The organism is Moorena sp. SIO1G6 (assembly GCF_010672795.1).
GTDB lineage: Bacteria > Cyanobacteriota > Cyanobacteriia > Cyanobacteriales > Coleofasciculaceae > Moorena > Moorena producens.
In genome coordinates this window covers 1-17141 of record NZ_JAAHFZ010000089.1, presented here as the reverse complement: position 1 = coordinate 17141, position 17141 = coordinate 1, and the positions used below count along the sequence as shown (strand labels likewise).

Below are 17141 nucleotides of genomic sequence, written 5' to 3'. Positions count from 1 at the left end.
GATAACAATCCGATTTAATGAGGTACCAATGACAATGGTTCCTATGATGAGGAGCCGGATGAAGGGAAACTTTCACGTCCGGTTTTGAAGACGAGTCGGTGAGGCGACTCACCGGCTTAGTTTAATCCAACATTCTTCGCAAAGTATCGACACAGCTAGAGTTTTCTCTGGCCGAGGTCGGAAGGGCAGTTTTGAACCTGCCACAACGATACAAGCTGGACTCTCTATCTAGATCGTATCGTGAAGCGTTGCGCAGAGGTGCGACCCATGGCGAATTTAATTCGCCTATGGAAAGCGCACCAAGCGTGGTTTTAACCCGCGAAGCAACATCCGCTTAGAATCCATGTGGTTTCAACCCGTGGAGAGTTCAAGCTGAAGTATTATTCTTTACTGGTGGTAACCAGTGCGACTACGTTGAGAATTTCCAGGGCACAGACCTTCATAATGCGATCGCTTATGTGCTTGATAAAGGTGGCGCTATTGGTGGAACCAGTCTTGATTAATATTATAAAATCTATAACTTAGATTAATTACTATAAACCCCAAAGTTAGGTATTGAAATTAACAATTGAAAATTTAAAATAGCAATTACCAATTAATCCTTATACCCCTATTTCCCCACGCTTCCCTCTCTTCCCTGCTCCCTGCTCCCTACTCCCTGCTCCCTGCTCCCTACTCCCCAGAATGGAAGTACCTAACCCGATTGATAACTCCTATCTCATCCATCGCAAATGGATGACTGTTGCCATAGAAATTGCCCAGAAAGCTGGTGAAGCGGGTGAGGTACCAGTGGGTGCGGTGATTGTAGATAATGAAGGTAAGTTAATTGCTACAGGAGAGAATCGCCGAGAGCGGGACAAAGACCCCACTGCTCATGCCGAAATCCTGGCACTCCGTGCTGCTGGTCAACAGCTGCAAAGTTGGCATCTTAATCACTGCACTCTCTACGTTACTTTGGAACCTTGTCCCATGTGTGCCGGAGCGATTATCCTAGCACGACTCGGTCTTCTGGTTTATGGTGTGGATGATCCTAAAACTGGCAGCATTCGCACCGTTGCTAATCTTCCTGATAGTGCTTGTTCTAATCATCGGTTGCCAGTTTTAGGGGGAATTATGGAATCCGTTTGTCGGGAACAGTTGCAATCTTGGTTTGCCAAGCGACGCAAAAGACAATAGCAGTTTGACCTTGGGTGAGTTACTTACAGCCTTGGGATTTTAGGGAGTAGGGAGTCGGGAAGAACATAGCCTTCATATAGATGGCGAACATATCAGGGCATGACACCACAAGAAGTGTCCTGTGAGTGTCAGATATTGAGATCGAAACCACATACAGTAGAACTGAAGGTTAAGGATTTAGGACAAACCCTTGATCATTGATAGTTTAGCTCTACTTGCAGTAAGTAGGATTGAGCAATGACAACAACGCTAAAACATACTTCTGATTATGGTAACGATCACGGTAACGCCATCAAAACCATGTCTGTAGATTCTGGTATTTGCCACGGGTTAACTAACATTATCTATCCCTTAGCACGGCGTGTTGTTATTCCGTTTCATTTTGGTCAACTTACCGTAACAGGGCAAGAGAACGTTCCTAAAACAGGTCCTGTTATTTTAGCTCCCACCCATCGCTCTCGTTGGGATGCGTTAATGGTTCCTTACGCCGTTGGCAAACCTGTAACCGGACGTGACTTGCGGTATATGGTCTCAGCCAATGAAATCTATGGCATACAGGGTTGGTTTATCCGTCGTCTAGGAGGGTTCCCCGTAGATACTGGACGTGGAGGAATTAGCAGTATCCGTCACACTGTGGAACTTCTGAGCAATGGCGAAGTACTGGTAATGTTTCCTGAAGGCAATATTTTCCGTAATGGTGAAGTAAACCCCTTAAAACCTGGTATGGCTCGTATTGCCTTGCAGGTAGAATCATCTCACCCTGGTATTGGTCTCAATATTGTACCGATTGCTCTTAATTATAGCCAGCCTATTCCTAAATGGGGTTGTGACGTCAAAGTGACTGTTGGATCTGCGATTAGTGTAGCAGATTATTCTACCAAGTCAGTTAAAAAAGGAGCTGCACAGCTTACCCATGACCTATATACAGCCATGACTAACTTAGACAGGAGTTATAGCGCTACGCGCAAGTCAGAAGTCAGAAGTCAGAAGTCAGAAGTCAGCTTAGACTAAGTTTCGGAGTTTAGCAATGTCAAACATCTCAATGCGTAGTGCTATATGGAGAAAACTGTTCCAAAGAAAAGCTCCTGTAAAGTACAGGAGCCTTAAAAATCACTTAGCTTTTAGTTAGCCATTAATTAGCCATTAATTAGACTTTACTTAGTGTGATTTAGCATTGAGTTATTAACTCAATCCCATCACCTAGTCAAGGTCAGGCATTTCAAGTACTGCCTCAGTGTCACGGTCAATACCTTTCTCGAATCCAGCCGCAGCAGCCCGTGCGCGACCAGCGTGCCAGAGGTGACCAACTAGGAAGAAGAAGGCCATTACAAAGTGGAAACTAGCCAACCAAGCACGAGGGTTGACATAGTTGAAGGAATTTGCCTCAGTAATAATGCCACCTACAGAGTTGATGGAACCGTTAGGAGCATGGGTCATGTACTCAGCAGCACGACGTAGCTGCCAAGGCTGAATGTCATTTCTGAGCTTGTTAACATCCAGACCATTGGGACCCCGTAGAGGCTCCAACCACGGACCTTGGAAGTCCCAGAAGCGCATGGTTTCACCACCGAAGATGATTTCACCAGTAGGAGAGCGCATCAGGTATTTACCCAGACCAGTAGGCCCTTGGGAAGACGCGATGTTAGCACCTAGACGTTGGTCACGGGCTAAGAACACGAAAGACTGAGCTTGAGACGCTTCAGCATTGGTAGGGCCGTAGAACTCGCTAGGATAAGCGGTGTTGTTGAACCATACGTAGCAAGAGCAAATGAAGCCCATCATGGACAAGGCACCTAAGCTGTAGGAGAGGTAAGCTTCTCCAGACCAGACAAAGGCACGACGAGCCCAGCCAAAGGGTTTAGTCAGAATGTGGAATACACCACCAAAGATGCAGATCAGACCAATCCAGATATGACCGCCAATGATGTCTTCCATGTTGGCGACACCAATAATCCAACCTTCTCCACCGAAGGGAGCATCGACTAAGTAGCCGAAGATCACACCGGGGTTCAGGGTTGGGTTGGTGATCAAACGAACAGCACCACCACCAGGTGCCCAAGAGTCATAAACACCGCCGACGAACATGGCCTTAATCACCAGCAAGAAGGCACCCAATCCTAAAATGATCAGGTGGAACCCGATGATACTAGTCATCTTGTTCTTGTCCTTCCAGTCGTAACCAAAGAAGTTAGAATAACTTTCTAAGGCTTCAGGACCACGAACGGCGTGATAAATACCGCCGAAGCCCAATACGGCAGAAGAAATCAGGTGTAGGACACCAATCACAAAGTAGGGGAAAGTGTCAACAATTTCGCCACCAGGACCAACACCCCAACCCAAAGTAGCCATGTGAGGGATTAGAATCAATCCCTGCTCAAACACAGGCTTTTCGGGAATGTAGTGAGAAACCTCAAACAGGGTCATTGCGCCAGCCCAGAAAACGATCAGGCCAGCATGGGAAACATGAGCTCCCAGCAACTTACCAGAGAGGTTGATCAGACGGGCATTACCAGACCACCAGGCGAAACCGGAAGATTCTTGGTCGCGATTGCCCGCAACCATAGTATTAGAGAGCGTTACCACGCGGTAGTACCTCCTCAGGGAACTCAAAGTTTTGGTGAGGTTGGTCTGCTGGAGCCATCCAAGCCCGCAGACCCTCATTTAGCAAGATGTTCTTGGTATAGAACGTCTCAAATTCTGGATCTTCTGCTGCCCGGATTTCCTGGGACACGAAGTCATAGGCTCGCAGGTTCAATGCTAAACCTACAATTCCTACTGCACTCATCCACAAGCCAGTTACTGGCACAAACAGCATAAAGAAATGCAGCCAGCGCTTGTTGGAGAAGGCAATCCCGAAGATTTGAGACCAGAACCGGTTAGCGGTGACCATTGAGTAGGTCTCTTCCGCTTGGGTCGGGTTGAACGCCCGGAAGGTATTGGCTTTGTCACCATCCTGGAACAGGGTATTTTCCACCGTTGCCCCATGAATGGCACACAGCAGAGCACCACCGAGTACCCCAGCTACGCCCATCATGTGGAAGGGATTCAGTGTCCAGTTGTGGAAGCCTTGCAGGAACAGAATGAAACGGAAGATACCCGCTACCCCAAAGCTAGGAGCAAAGAACCAGCTGGACTGTCCCAACGGGTACATCAGGAACACGCTGACAAATACTGCAATCGGCGCACTGAATGCGATCGCGTTGTAGGGTCTAATGCCTACTAGACGAGCAATTTCAAATTGCCGCAGCATGAACCCAATCAGACCAAATGCTCCGTGGAATGCTACGAAGCTCCACAACCCTCCTAGTTGGAACCAGCGAGTCAAGTCTCCTTGGGCTTCTGGTCCCCACAACAGCAGTAGGGAATGTCCCAGACTGTTGGGAGGAGAGGACACTGCTACGGTCAGGAAGTTACAACCTTCTAGGTAAGAAGATGCTAAGCCGTGGGTGTACCAAGAGGTTACAAAGGTGGTACCAGTTAGCCAGCCCCCTAACGCCATGTAGGCACAGGGGAACAACAGAATGCCGGACCAGCCGACGAATACAAAGCGATCGCGCTTGAGCCAGTCATCGAGGATGTCAAACCATCCTCTGGTGCTGGGGGCGCGTCCTACTGCTACTGTCATAGATTCAAATCCTCATACATATAACGATTGGCAAGGATTCAAAATTGGGACGCTTTTACGTCTTTTTAGCGACACTTCCACCCTTTTAGAGGTGGATTTCCCTTAGATTTCAGTGAGGCAAGAGTCACTTTCCTCTTACAGGATGGTCTTTTAACGGGATCCCACAGGCTATCAGGTTAGGCTGTGGTCACTTAATGTTTCTTAAACTATCACGCAGTTAAACCCTTGACTTGATTCTCCCATAAGGAGAGTTGGGTTACAAACGTTACATACAATAATAATAAATACCAAAAATTTTACAAAATTACACATACTCCTCAGATTTTTTTGAGATTTGGTGTCAAAAGTTACATAATTTCCCTGTCTTGGTCAAAAATGTGATACAAGTTCTAGATGAGCTCGCTGGAGTATCCATAACTTACTGATTTACTCTCGGTCCTCAGCACTATTGTCAAGTCAGATTTCATAGAGGCAACCACATCTTCTCATGGCAGCATCCACCAACCAACTGGAAAACCTGGTACTTCGACAATCGGTTCTTGGCTCTCGCCGTTTGAGCAACTATTTAGTGGCAGGAGCTGTATCTATAGGAGGTATAGGCTTTTTCCTGGCAGGGCTTTCGAGTTATCTCAACATGGATCTACTCCCGATTGGAGATGCAACCAACCTAATTTTTATCCCTCAGGGAGTAGCAATGGGTTTCTATGGCGTTGCTGCGCTGTTGCTATCTCTCTACCTATGGCTAACCATTTATTGGGATATCGGCGGAGGCTACAATGAATTTAACCAAGAAACAGGTATGGTCAGAGTAGTGCGGTCTGGCTTTCCCGGTAAAAACCGTGAAGTCGAATTCAGTTGCCGTACAGAAGATGTCCAGTCGATTCGAGTAGACATCAAAGAGGGTCTAAATCCACGCCGAGTCCTCTACGTGCGCACTAAGGATCGTCGGGAAGTTCCTCTGACTCGTGTCGGTCAACCCATCTCCCTTTCGGAATTAGAAAATCAGGGAGCAGAGCTGGCTCGTTTCTTAGGAGTTCCCTTGGAAGGGTTGTAAATTCCTAGGTGGCACACTCCCCCATCAAGTTGCTTCCTGCTTAAATAAAGCTTCTTAAATAATTCAGTAGTATAGGCTACAGAAACCTAGAAAGTTAACAAGATAATGAGAATAAATATCCGGCGCTGGCTATCGGTGATTTTAGTAGTGTTAGGTCTGGTAATAGCAGGATGCAGCAACCCAATGGCAAACTCAACGGAATCATCAACTCCCCAAAACAAATCTACTCCTGCTGAAACCACCAGCAATCCCCAATTCAGCAATTTACCCCGACTAGACAAAGAAGCTACTGTTGAGTTGAGGGTAAAAGGCTCAACGATTACTATTGAAGTGGATGGAACCAATGCCCCGATTACAGCTGGAAATTTTGTGGATCTGGTTCAAAAGGGTGTTTATGACGGACTAGTGTTTCACCGAGTGGTAAGGGAACCTCAACCATTTGTTGTTCAAGGTGGTGATCCCCAAGGAAAAAATCCAAAATTCCCAGTAGAGCTTCTGGGCACAGGGGGGTTCATAGATCCACAAACGAAGGAAACTCGCTACATCCCACTAGAAATTAAGCCGAAGGGGGCAGAGGAACCGATATACAGCAAAACCTTTAAGGCAGCCGGAATTAATAGTGATCCTCAGTTGAATCATAAACTTGGTGCTGTTGCCATGGCTCGTTCCCAAATGCCAAACTCAGCCTCTTCACAGTTTTACTTTGCCCTAGCAGAACTGCCTTTCTTGGATGGGGACTATGCTGTATTTGGCGAAGTCACTAAAGGTATGGATGTGGTAGACAAAATTCAGCAAGGCGATCGCATTGAATCAGTCAAGGTCATTCAAGGCATCGAAAACCTGAAGAAACCTGAAGATAAAGAATAACTATCTTTCAACGAATCCGTGCAGGTATGCGTTACTGGGATTGGATTAGTATCTGCTTTAGGCAACCTCAAACCCAGTTGGCAGCATTTGCTAAACGGTGAGTCGGCTATTAGCTGGTATCAACCCTTCGCCAATTTATCACCTCTACCGTTGGCTATGATTGGTAAGACACCAGCTTCTATTGAACAGCTGACCTACCAGGTTGTAGCAGATGCTCTTGAAGATGCTAAATTAACCATCCCTCTCAAGGATTGTGGTGTGGTGATTGGTTCCAGTCGTAGCTGTCAGGCGGCTTGGGAGCAACTAGCCCAGGAACAGATGACTAGTCAGAGCAAACTCGACACCGAACCAGAGTATAAGCGATTCGATATCTTAAATGAGACCTTAACTCTAGAGCATTGGTTAGATACTCTACCCCATCAACCAGCTATTGCTGCTGCCCATTACATCGGTTCCTTTGGGCCAGTCCTAGCACCAATGGCAGCTTGTGCAACAGGAATTTGGGCGATCGCTCAAGGATTTGAATTGATTCAAACTGGTCAATGCCAACGAGTCATTGCTGGTGCTGTAGAAGCACCAATTACTCCTCTAACCCTAGCCGGATTTACTAAAATGGGGGCTCTAGCAAAAACTGGTGCTTACCCCTTTGACAAGCAACGTCAAGGCTTGGTGTTGGCAGAGGGAGGTTCTGTCTTGGTATTGGAGTCAGAGGATTTGGCTCGTCGTCGAGCCGCCCCTATCTATGGAAAATTACTGGGGTTTGGCTTAACCTCGGACGCTTATCATGTCAGTAAACCTAACCCAAATCGACAGAGTGCGATCGCAGCTATCAAACAATGTCTAGACCGCAGCCACCTATTTCCTAAAAATATTGATTATATCCATACCCACGGTACCGGAACCAAACTTAATGACCAGAATGAAGCGGAGCTGATTCAGCAGCTATTTCCCCAAGGGGTGGCAATCAGTTCTACCAAAGGAGCCACCGGTCACACTCTTGGTGCTTCTGGAGCCATTGGTACTGCTTTGTGTCTAATCGCTTTAAAACACCAAACCTTACCCCCTTGTATTGGGTTGAGGGAACCGGAATGGGATTTGGATTTCGTAACTATAGCGCGTCAGTGCCAAGTCAGGCAGGCACTATGTTTTAGCTTTGGTTTCGGGGGGCAAAATGCAGTAACCGCTTTAGGAATACCCAGGAATTGCCGACATTAACCCACAATAATATCGTATAGGTGATATCGTTAAGGAAACATTAAGTTTAATTAAATATACAAAACCAATCCCCTTGGGATTTAGGTTAAATCGACTTCATGCCGCAATTAGGAGCAACCCATAATAGTTATGATGTCCAACCAATCCCTTTCCTCTGACCAATATTGTGATCAGTCCAAGGATGACTATCCCCAGCACTTGGACAAGCCAGAGGAAGCTTGCGGAGTCTTTGGTATCTATGCACCAGAGCAAGATGTCGCTAAGCTGACTTACTTTGGTCTATTTGCCCTACAGCACCGAGGTCAGGAATCATCAGGGATTGCTACCTTTGATGACAAGCAGCTCCATGTCTACAAAGATATGGGGCTAGTCTCCCAGGTCTTTAATGAAGAAATTTTGGATCAGCTACCTGGTCAGATTGCCGTTGGTCATAACCGCTATTCTACCACTGGTTCTAGCCATATCGCCAATGCTCAACCAGCCGTGGTGGAAACTCCCTTAGGACCGTTGGCTTTGGCTCATAACGGTAACTTGGTCAACACTATCCAATTACGTGATGATTTACTCAAGCATAACTCTAACTTGATGACCACTACCGATTCAGAACTAATCGCCCTAGGGATCGCTGCAGAGGTTAACCATGGCAAAGGGTGGTTGGAGGCAGCAATGAGTGCCTTTCAATCTTGCCAAGGAGCGTTTAGTTTAGTGATTGGCACACCGGATGGATTAATGGGTGTTCGTGACCCCAATGGCATTCGCCCTCTAGTGATTGGCACCTTAGGTGGCAATTCTGGGGGCTACGTCCTGGCATCAGAAACCTGTGGTTTAGATATTATCGGTGCTGACTATCTGCGGGATGTGGAACCGGGAGAATTAGTCTGGATTAATGACGAAGGCATTGCTTCCTTCGACTGGAGTCAAAAGCCAGAGCGCAAAGTTTGTATCTTTGAGATGATTTACTTTGCTCGCCCTGATAGCATCATGGATGATCAAACTGTGTTTAGCTATCGGTTACGCCTAGGGCGTCAGCTGGCAAAAGAGTCAACACCAGATGCGGACATGGTGATTGCTGTACCCGATTCCGGTGTCCCGGCAGCTATCGGCTTTTCCCGAGAGTCCGGTATTCCTTACGGAGAGGGACTGATTAAAAATCGCTATGTAGGTCGCACCTTTATCCAACCCACTCAGAGTATGCGAGAAACTGGCATCCGAATGAAACTTAATCCCCTCAAAGATGTCTTAGTTGGTAAACGAGTGGTACTAGTAGATGACTCCATTGTTCGAGGAAACACCAGCAGCAAACTTATCAAAGCTTTGCGTGATGCAGGTGTAGCTGAAGTACATATGCGAGTCTCCTCGCCCCCAGTCACTCATCCTTGCTTCTTTGGAATAGACACCGATAACCAAGAGCAACTGATTGCCGCCACCAAGTCAGTAGCAGAAATAGCCAATTATATTGGTGTGGATTCCCTCGCTTATCTGAGTTGGGAGGGAATGATGCTAGCCACAAGGAAAGACTCCAAGAGTTTCTGCTCTGCTTGTTTCACAGGTCATTACCCTGTTCCCCTTTCAGAAGAACTCAAGCGTTCTAAATTGATGCTGGAAGAGGTACAGGTTTGAAGGTAAAAGAAAAAAGGTAAAAGGTGGCACCACACCCATAACAGGGTGAATAAATTCTCCCGATCCCTTTGCCTTTTTCCTGCCCCCCGATCTTTGGGGGGATAAGGGCAGCCTTGATGATACTGTTGGCGGCTTAGTAAATTTATTGAGGTTGCCAAGGCTGATCATCCCCTAAAGTTAAGAAATTCTACACGAGCTCTGCTAATGCCCACCATTGTTCAATACATAGGTTATTATTATCACTGAGTGGTTATTATTATCACTGAGTGATTAAAAACGATTATGGGTGAAGCAAAACGCCGGAAAGCAGCACTGGGAGAAGACTACGGGAAAGAAGCCAACATATTTCCATGGCTCCCGATAACTAAAAGTCAGGGTGAGCAGTTTGTTAAATGGACGACTAGGGGAGCTTGGGCTGGTATTGTCTTTATGATTGTATTCTGGCTAACGGTGAGATTTATAGGACCGGCATTTGGTTGGTGGCAAGTAAATTAACATCTAAGGCTCGCTAATAACACGGAACTATCGGTTGTGCTTGAACCGGTAGTTAGGTTAGTTAAAGAATTTCCATAAACATATAGAAACTACTAATGTATATCCCTTGACTCATGAAAATTATGACAAGGGAGCCAATTTGCCTTGACCGACAGGTTAATTTTGGGATAGAACAAGGCAAGAGATTAAGGAAAAGATTGACAAGAGTCTATTTCTTAGAAAAATCCCCCAATTTTATCCTGATTTATCTTGAAACATGAAGATTAAATTTTTAAGAAAGAATAGAAGCTCTAAAATCTAGGAGTGGTGTTTGGAGAACAGAAGTGTTTATACGACTTGCAGAGGAGCACCGTCAATTTGTCCGAGATTTAGTAATGAATCTACAGGCGTTGGCAATTGTACTAGAAAACCAAGGCTATTTAGCCTCCTGCTACACCTGTGGTGGGCAGATGAATAGCGCATCGTTTATGGTTAGCTTGGGGGACAATCACCTGATTCGATTTTTGGTTTCAGATTACGGGATCACTTGGACTGAAATGCGCGATGACCGAGAGCTGATGAAGTTGGAAGGTGCTGAAGCAATTGGTCAACTACAAGATCTCGCCAATCTGGTTAAATACCGAATTCGTCCTTCAGAATCTCACCCTGCCCTTAAGTTACCAGTGCCGTGACCTTAGAACTGAGTAAGGCAAAACAGGAATCCAACCAGGATTGGTAAACACAGATTCCTAAATACAGATAGATAGCACAGTTTTATCCATATAATCCTGTCCATCTGTGTTTTGATCAACATCAACAGCGAAAGGGAAAAATTGATGGCTGGCTAATTGGTGGCTGGCTAATTGAGTGTTGAAGGTTAACTGTTAACTCTCAACACTCAACTTGAAATACTTCATCCAAAGCAAAAGCCCATAGAGTGCTTTACCAAAGGTTAAGACCGACGGCTAAGAGGTAGTACCAAATTGTCTGTCATCAAAGCAGTACAGGGGGATAATTTGAGCTTTTTCCTGGACAGCTTGATAGAGTGGTTCATGGTCATGGATCCGTAAATCGTTGCGATACCAGATCAGGATAAGTTTTTGATTCACAGTGGCTGAGGTCGGTTCTGTTTGATTTTGCCAAGATCCACGAAAGCACGAAAATGCCATTAGGCCGTAGTCCTTATGTCATCTGATGGTTAGGGGTGCTTTTTGAAGTTGCAGATTTTTGTAGTCCGATTGGATGGCATGCTGCAACTGCTGTAGCTGTGCGCTAGTAGTGCATTTTTCCACTTTACCAGCGTCACCCTTACGGATCAATTGCTCTACTGTGTCTCGGCGTTCGCGTAGCGTGGCCTAAAGGCCATCGACAAACAGAACATCAGACCAGAGCTAGATTTTGAGAATCCATGATTCAGGAATGTCGGTAAGTATGGCAATTTGGCGCTTAGTAATGGGAAACTTCTTAGGCGCTTTGATGCGGCGAAATAAAACAGTGATTAGAGCCAAGAATTTGGTTTTATTGATGATTTGGTTGAGATAGGTGCTTTGTCATAGCGATCGCTGGCACAATGTCATCTAGTGTGATGTCGAACATGAAGGTGAATCGAGCATCAGGTATTAAGCAGCGCAGTGCTTGTAGATGGGCTTCTGCTTGATTTCGGCGGCGAAAGCGAGGGACAACGATTCCCTGGCATTTAGGCAGATGGCGGATGATGCGCCAAGGAAATAGTTCATCTTTATAGCTCATTGATGCACTCCTAATTAATTGCTTGTTGTATTCTAAGAAAAGAAAGTTTTGTAGTCCCATCTTGATCCAACACAGTGATGGGCGATTTACAGACTTAATTCCACAGACTTAATTCCAATACATGTGTGTAATTATGTTCATTAAGTTATCAAGTGTCTATGCTTAAAATAAGCTTCTGATCTAACTTTGGTGTGTAGGCGATGAGCCCAAGCAATGAGAAGCACACAGACAAAACAAGGAGAATATAAAATCCGAGTTAACAAACATGCTAACGCCAAGCAGCATTAAGAAACTAGACAAATTGGCCAAGAGGTTGAAGAGCAGTCGCAGCGAGTTGGTAGAGCAGTTTGCTAGAAGTCAAGACAATCCTAGTCTGGTTGCCAGACACAAATGCTGGAGGCGCACACCTATAGGGAATTTAATTCTTAATGGTAAGAGCGCACCTAGGGTATTTTTGACTCAGAGATCCAATCAGGTTGGAATCCCACGGCAGAAGCGGAAGTAGATATTAAGGAGCTCGAACGGCTATTAGAGGAGTTGCACAAACGACTTAATGCTAATTTTGCCAACAATCCGGAAGTCTGCGGTGACCTTAGAAGATCATTAGTGAGATGCATCTAACGCGATCGCATATCCTTTCCATCATAGATCGTCCCAGGTCGGCAAAAGATTCCTTAGGTAATCCTGTAGGCATGAACGCTCAACTGGAAAGTGCTAGCGTACAGCATCTTTCAAGTCATTTCATGATACAGTTTTCCATGAATAAACTCTTCCGATGTCTTGGTGCGCGTTCCCATGGCGAGGGAACCTCGCCGGGGTCGCACCGCTATCTAGGAATTCTTGTCACTCTTATCTTGAATAGTATCGGGCTACACTCCTGTACCCCTCAAATTAGTCCCTGTCACATTCAAACTCAAGAAGCTCGAAGTATAAGTGTGCAGTCTAATGAGCCTATCTATAACGAGATTTTTGGCAATCAAGAATGCTCACCTCAAAAGCTTGTCTTAAGAATTCCTGTAAACTCAATACAAGAAATTCCAGATACCAATAGTTTACTGAATCATAGATATACTCCCAATATTGTAACCTTATTAACATTTTCTCATCAACCTAAAAGTTTTTATATCAGACGTATTGATAACCATAAGGACGGATGGGTTTATAAAAAAGCTAGTTGCTTAGCTTGGAAATGGTCTAGGGAAGATGAGCAACAAGTTTTAAATTTAAGTCTGGAGAGAAATCTCCAAATTCGTGACCCTAAAATTAAAAGTGTTATTTTCATAGTTTCTTTGCCCTTTGAAATCAAAGATGCTCAAACCAATGTTAACCTTCAAGTTTACACCTGGGACTTATTTGAAGGAATTTATTATTTAAAACTCAAAAATTATCCCAATTTAAAAGAAATATTAAGACAAAAGGAGAGGAGAAGCAGTCAAGCCAGTAATGCATTTCGTGATGGGAAAACTGTTAAACCTGAAATTCAAAAAGAATTAAACCAGATAGATGATATTGGAGGAATACATCTTAATAATTATTTTGAGTCAATACTGGATGGAGAATACCTCAAAAAATATACTCCTAGTTCAGAGTATAACTATTGCGAAATACCGGAGGATTTAAAAAAATTATAACGTTTAGTACTAGTATGAGTTTGGGGATTTGGACGACAAATTATAGGTAAAACCAAAGGTATAGGCTCCAAATGCTTCACCGGAAAAGAGTAAACTAACCAGACCCTAGTAGACACTACTCTACTTAATCAACTGATGTGATGAGATATGACTGAATTTGAACCAGCAACTACCAAGTCTGAAAACTATATTGAAAAGCCGGAAGATCGTGAAAAGCTTGAAGATTGGTATCGCAGAGAAAAAAGACTTCAAGTCTTAATAATTTTGATATTGTTAGCACTTTTAATAATTTCTAGTTTTGGACAGTTGGCTCTATTAGATTACTCGTTTGGGGAAAGACTTGCTCTGTCAAAGGGTGATAAAATATTTGGAATTGAGACTAAGAATTTACTCAGTTTATTGGTAACAGGTGCTTTACCCATAACCTCCATAGTAGATGGGTCTGGAATTATTAGCAAAAAAATTAAGATACCTTTACCATTAACTAATGGATTATCTATAATTTGGCTGGTGCTCTTAGGAGATATATTTTTGAATTTCCAAGCCGTATTAGTCAGCAACGAATCCGGAGCAGTAGATCAGTTAATACCGGTTATTGCTTTTGTTGTAGCCATAATTTTTTCCACAGCTTCCCTTTGTCTAAGTAGAGGCATAGTAGCCGCTAGCAAAAAATTCATGGCCGCCAGAAAAAATCTTCAAATCCTAATGGTATATGGGATTAACCCTACCCCCTTGTATAAGGATAATGAACAACTTAAGTTAAGAGAAGAGAATCAAGCAGCAACAACAAAGGCTGAACAGGAACGAAAAATAGTTGTAGAAGAAATTAATCAACACCAAGAAGCTTTAGAATTGGTAATAAAACTCGACAAAAATAAACTTAAATATCCCAAAATAGAAGCAAATAAAACCACAAAAAGTATCCAGGAAATTAACCAATTATTGAAAAACAAATTAGAGCGTTTATTTTCCCCTAACCCTAAATGTATTCAAAACAAAAAAAGTATTAATGACGGGGATAAAACTGCCAAATGAAACTATAATAAAAACCGAGTTATTGACGAAAATAAAGTCTTTAAAATAAGCATTAATCTATCAGCATTAAGCGTGGATATGAATCCTAGTATGGTAAGCTGTTAGGCATTTTTAATGCCTAACAGTTTAGCCATTTTTTGATAAACCGCTTGCGACCCATAGACGCGAAGCGCGGCTCCGGTGTGCAGTAGGACGCGAAACCGAAGAGGGTTATATGCTCTGAGGGAACAGGCAAGGGGCAGCCAGAGGTTGGGCAGGTTCTGATATAGCACTACCCATTAAGATGTTTGACATTCCATAACTCCGAAACGTAAGTAATCGCTTACTTTTAGGTGCGACCCGTGGCGAATTTAATTTGCCGAACGCGCCCCGCGTCTCCTACGGAGAACGGAAAGCGCACCTTTGACTTCTGACCCAAGAACCTTGCTGACTTGCGCGTAGCGCTATACCCTTTCTTGAAAAGGGATGCCACATCAGATTGTCCGATGATTGGCTCGGGGTAATCGGTAATCCTACGACCATTACTCATTACCCATTACCAAAAGGGAGGAAAAAAAAGTCTATACTCTGGGATTTGAGCAACCAGACATTCTATATTTAGGGAAATTTGGCGAGAAGCTGCCAGAGGAAGTGAAACAAAAGGCGATGGAGACGAAACAGGCAATTGTTGATCACACAATTCAATTAACACGCGGGAGAATGGCACACGGCTTAAGGTCAAACCTAGATTAGATATGGAATAGTCAAAAACTAGACACCGATGAGCATTTAGCTTATCGACCATGACCTTCTACTTAGGGGAAATGACTTGGTATGGACAGATGTGAGTAGCCCCGATGGAGTGTTGTGAGCGGAGTGTTGTGAGCATTGGGTTACAGAGGCAATCAGAATCGATGCCATCAGCTGCCGTTTTTCCAGAGGAATCTGGCGGGAGTTCCCTATTTTACAGCTTGCAGTTATTGTGTGAGGATGTTAGATCAAATTGGAGTCAAAGGTACTACTCCTACTCCCGTTGCTATGGGAGTTATGTGAAGTACCGACAACTAAATCGAAGATTATGGTTGAGGCTTCTAGTTTCATCCGCTATCCCCTTCTGCGTAGAATCCCCCGTCCTTGACACCAGGGAGAGTTCAAAAAAGAACACACAAGCAGTGTTAATTCGCTTCCTTTCACTTATCAGGAACCCATTGTTAATGTTTAAGGAGTAAAGTATATAAACAATTATGCCCAGTAAACAAGTTTTTGTTCGAGAATACAAAGTAAGAGCCCACAGGCGTACTATCCATACACGGGTTTACAAGTTCATTTGCCACTACTGCAATACCCCTGCAGAGAGGGAGACTTATGCTACCTGTTGTCCCAAGTATGGAAATCGCTGCAAAGGAGTAGCCAGAAAGTGTCTTCGCTATCAACACGCTAACGAATCTGGGGGAAAAAAGTAGATGTCTTATGTTCCATCACAGCCATCGCTACCATCGCAAAGTCAAAACATGTTAGCAGATTTGGTTGATTACTACCGACAAATGGTGGAGTATCATGAACAAGCTGCCACAGTTGCAAGAGAACAGCTTAACCATGCTAAAGCTTTGCTAAATACAAATGCATTAGCTCTACCAGAAAACAACTCCAACAAGTTCCTGCCTCCTGGAAATAGCAACCACAACCAGCAGGAAAAATACTACCTCACCACGCCAGTAGCTGAATTGCCCGCAGACTTCTCCACTGAAACTGAATTAGAGGAGTCAGCATTAGCACTCAAACAACAACTCGATTACCAGGAGCAGAGGATTACAGAAGCCATTGACCGACTCCTGGAAACCCACAGGGGTACGATCTTCCGAGTTGATTACCTGATCAGGGAGCTGTTTGGAGAGTTGGATAAAGACGATATTGCCTCGAAAACTTCTCTGGTCAAATCCATTTTGTTGAAAGGAGAGAGCCAGGGGTTATGGGACTCTATCCCTGACTCTCCAGGTTGCTACACCTTTTCTCTTGAAGATTTTCCCGATTTAGTTGCTACCAATAAACCTCAGAGAAAGCCTGCCAAGAGCAAAGTTCGTCGGCCTTCTCCGCTACCTAAGTTAGAGCAATTAAAGTATATGACCTTATATGAGCTCGTGGCTTCTGTGTTAAGAGAACACTATCCACAGATCATGAGTGCCGCAGATGTTTTGGACGTGCTTTATCCTAATGGTTTGGATCCTAAGAAGAAAAATGTAGCCCGTAAATCCATTAGTAACACCTTAACTAAAGGATGTGAATCTAAAGGCTGGAAACGAGTCCAGCCGGGGCGATATATCTGGGCTGGCGGTTTCACCTAAAGCTGAGTTCCGACACAAACGTTGTTGGTTATTGACAAACTATAACAGGACTTAGGCAGTGACTTTATCTGTAGGGTGCGTTAATAAAGCACCCTACTACATAAGCGCATTTAATGCCCAGTTTTGCGTAAGTCCTGCTCTTGCTAAAGTGATGTCTGATTCTGATATGTATAGCAGAAGTCATTTGTCAGAAGTCATTTGTCAGAAGTCAAACTCTTGCGCTTCTTGATGCAGTCGCTCATGGGGGAAACCCCCAAGACCGCTTAGGTGCGCTTTCCGTTGGCGAATTAAATTCGCCACGGGTCGCACCTCTGCATCGCTTACAAAGGGTGTGAGACTTTTGTCATGTCCTAACTGCCCTGGCGACTGCTATA

General features: G+C 44.4%; 16 protein-coding genes and 1 pseudogene. 12 read left to right on the top strand and 5 right to left on the bottom strand.

The genetic code is table 11. The annotated features are described in order from the left end of the window. The first annotated feature begins 684 nt into the window (after nt 1–684). On the top strand, nt 685–1176 hold the full coding sequence (gene tadA, locus F6K63_RS34505; RefSeq protein ID WP_287314623.1) for a tRNA adenosine(34) deaminase TadA: 492 nt from the start codon (nt 685–687) through the stop codon (nt 1174–1176). Nucleotides 1177–1476: 300 nt separating this feature from the next. Continuing rightward, nucleotides 1477–2187, top strand: a complete 711-nt coding sequence (locus F6K63_RS34500) for a lysophospholipid acyltransferase family protein (protein ID WP_502708405.1) — start codon at nt 1477–1479, stop codon at nt 2185–2187. Between the two features lie 189 nt (nt 2188–2376). Here F6K63_RS34500 and psbC read toward each other — a convergent pair whose 3' ends face one another. Then, a complete protein-coding gene (gene psbC / locus F6K63_RS34495) occupies nt 2377–3759 on the bottom strand; it encodes a photosystem II reaction center protein CP43 (protein WP_287314621.1) in 1383 nt (460 codons plus the stop codon). Further along, nucleotides 3743–4801, bottom strand: coding sequence for a photosystem II D2 protein (photosystem q(a) protein) (gene psbD / locus F6K63_RS34490; protein ID WP_008183309.1), 1059 nt, complete (start codon nt 4799–4801; stop codon nt 3743–3745). Before psbD ends, psbC begins: the two co-directional genes overlap by 17 nt. Before the next feature lie 487 nt (nt 4802–5288). Here psbD and F6K63_RS34485 point away from each other — a divergent pair, with 487 nt between their 5' ends. The 6 genes from F6K63_RS34485 (at nt 5289) to F6K63_RS34460 (ending at nt 10723) form a co-directional block, all read left to right on the top strand. Continuing rightward, nucleotides 5289–5855, top strand: a complete 567-nt coding sequence (locus F6K63_RS34485; protein WP_008183311.1) for a photosystem I assembly protein Ycf4 — start codon at nt 5289–5291, stop codon at nt 5853–5855. 105 nt (nt 5856–5960) lie between these two features. Next, nucleotides 5961–6722 (top strand): peptidylprolyl isomerase, encoded by a 762-nt coding sequence (locus F6K63_RS34480; protein WP_287314620.1) that lies wholly within the window; start codon nt 5961–5963, stop codon nt 6720–6722. 18 nt (nt 6723–6740) lie between these two features. Then, nucleotides 6741–7937, top strand: a complete 1197-nt coding sequence (locus tag F6K63_RS34475) for a beta-ketoacyl-ACP synthase (RefSeq protein ID WP_008183315.1) — start codon at nt 6741–6743, stop codon at nt 7935–7937. Nucleotides 7938–8069: 132 nt separating this feature from the next. Next, nucleotides 8070–9557 (top strand): amidophosphoribosyltransferase, encoded by a 1488-nt coding sequence (gene purF / locus F6K63_RS34470; RefSeq protein ID WP_008183318.1) that lies wholly within the window; start codon nt 8070–8072, stop codon nt 9555–9557. Nucleotides 9558–9839: 282 nt separating this feature from the next. Next, a complete protein-coding gene (locus tag F6K63_RS34465) occupies nt 9840–10052 on the top strand; it encodes a DUF2839 domain-containing protein (RefSeq protein WP_008183321.1) in 213 nt (70 codons plus the stop codon). 323 nt (nt 10053–10375) lie between these two features. Next, nucleotides 10376–10723, top strand: a complete 348-nt coding sequence (locus F6K63_RS34460; protein ID WP_044492888.1) for a DUF1815 family protein — start codon at nt 10376–10378, stop codon at nt 10721–10723. Nucleotides 10724–10999: 276 nt separating this feature from the next. Here F6K63_RS34460 and F6K63_RS34455 read toward each other — a convergent pair. Then, nucleotides 11000–11200 (bottom strand): annotated as a pseudogene (locus F6K63_RS34455) (deoxyribodipyrimidine photo-lyase); the annotation flags it as partial. 349 nt (nt 11201–11549) lie between these two features. After that, nucleotides 11550–11780, bottom strand: coding sequence for a hypothetical protein (locus F6K63_RS34450; protein ID WP_287251353.1), 231 nt, complete (start codon nt 11778–11780; stop codon nt 11550–11552). Between the two features lie 265 nt (nt 11781–12045). Here F6K63_RS34450 and F6K63_RS37525 point away from each other — a divergent pair, with 265 nt between their 5' ends. The 3 genes from F6K63_RS37525 (at nt 12046) to F6K63_RS34440 (ending at nt 14446) form a co-directional block, all read left to right on the top strand. Next, nucleotides 12046–12285, top strand: coding sequence for a ribbon-helix-helix protein, CopG family (locus F6K63_RS37525; protein ID WP_008183332.1), 240 nt, complete (start codon nt 12046–12048; stop codon nt 12283–12285). Nucleotides 12286–12715: 430 nt separating this feature from the next. Then, nucleotides 12716–13411 (top strand): hypothetical protein, encoded by a 696-nt coding sequence (locus F6K63_RS34445; protein WP_287314618.1) that lies wholly within the window; start codon nt 12716–12718, stop codon nt 13409–13411. A gap of 147 nt (nt 13412–13558) precedes the next feature. Further along, nucleotides 13559–14446: a hypothetical protein gene (locus F6K63_RS34440; RefSeq protein ID WP_287314617.1), complete on the top strand. Its 888-nt coding sequence runs from the start codon at nt 13559–13561 to the stop codon at nt 14444–14446. A gap of 328 nt (nt 14447–14774) precedes the next feature. Here the strand turns inward: F6K63_RS34440 and F6K63_RS34435 are convergent, their stop codons facing one another. Beyond that, nucleotides 14775–14975 (bottom strand): hypothetical protein, encoded by a 201-nt coding sequence (locus F6K63_RS34435; RefSeq protein ID WP_287314616.1) that lies wholly within the window; start codon nt 14973–14975, stop codon nt 14775–14777. Between the two features lie 913 nt (nt 14976–15888). On the opposite strand from F6K63_RS34435, the gene F6K63_RS34430 reads away from it, so the two are divergent. Next, entirely contained in the window at nt 15889–16767 is an 879-nt protein-coding gene (locus tag F6K63_RS34430; RefSeq protein WP_075873597.1) for a hypothetical protein, read from the top strand. Nucleotides 16768–17141: the final 374 nt, after the last annotated feature.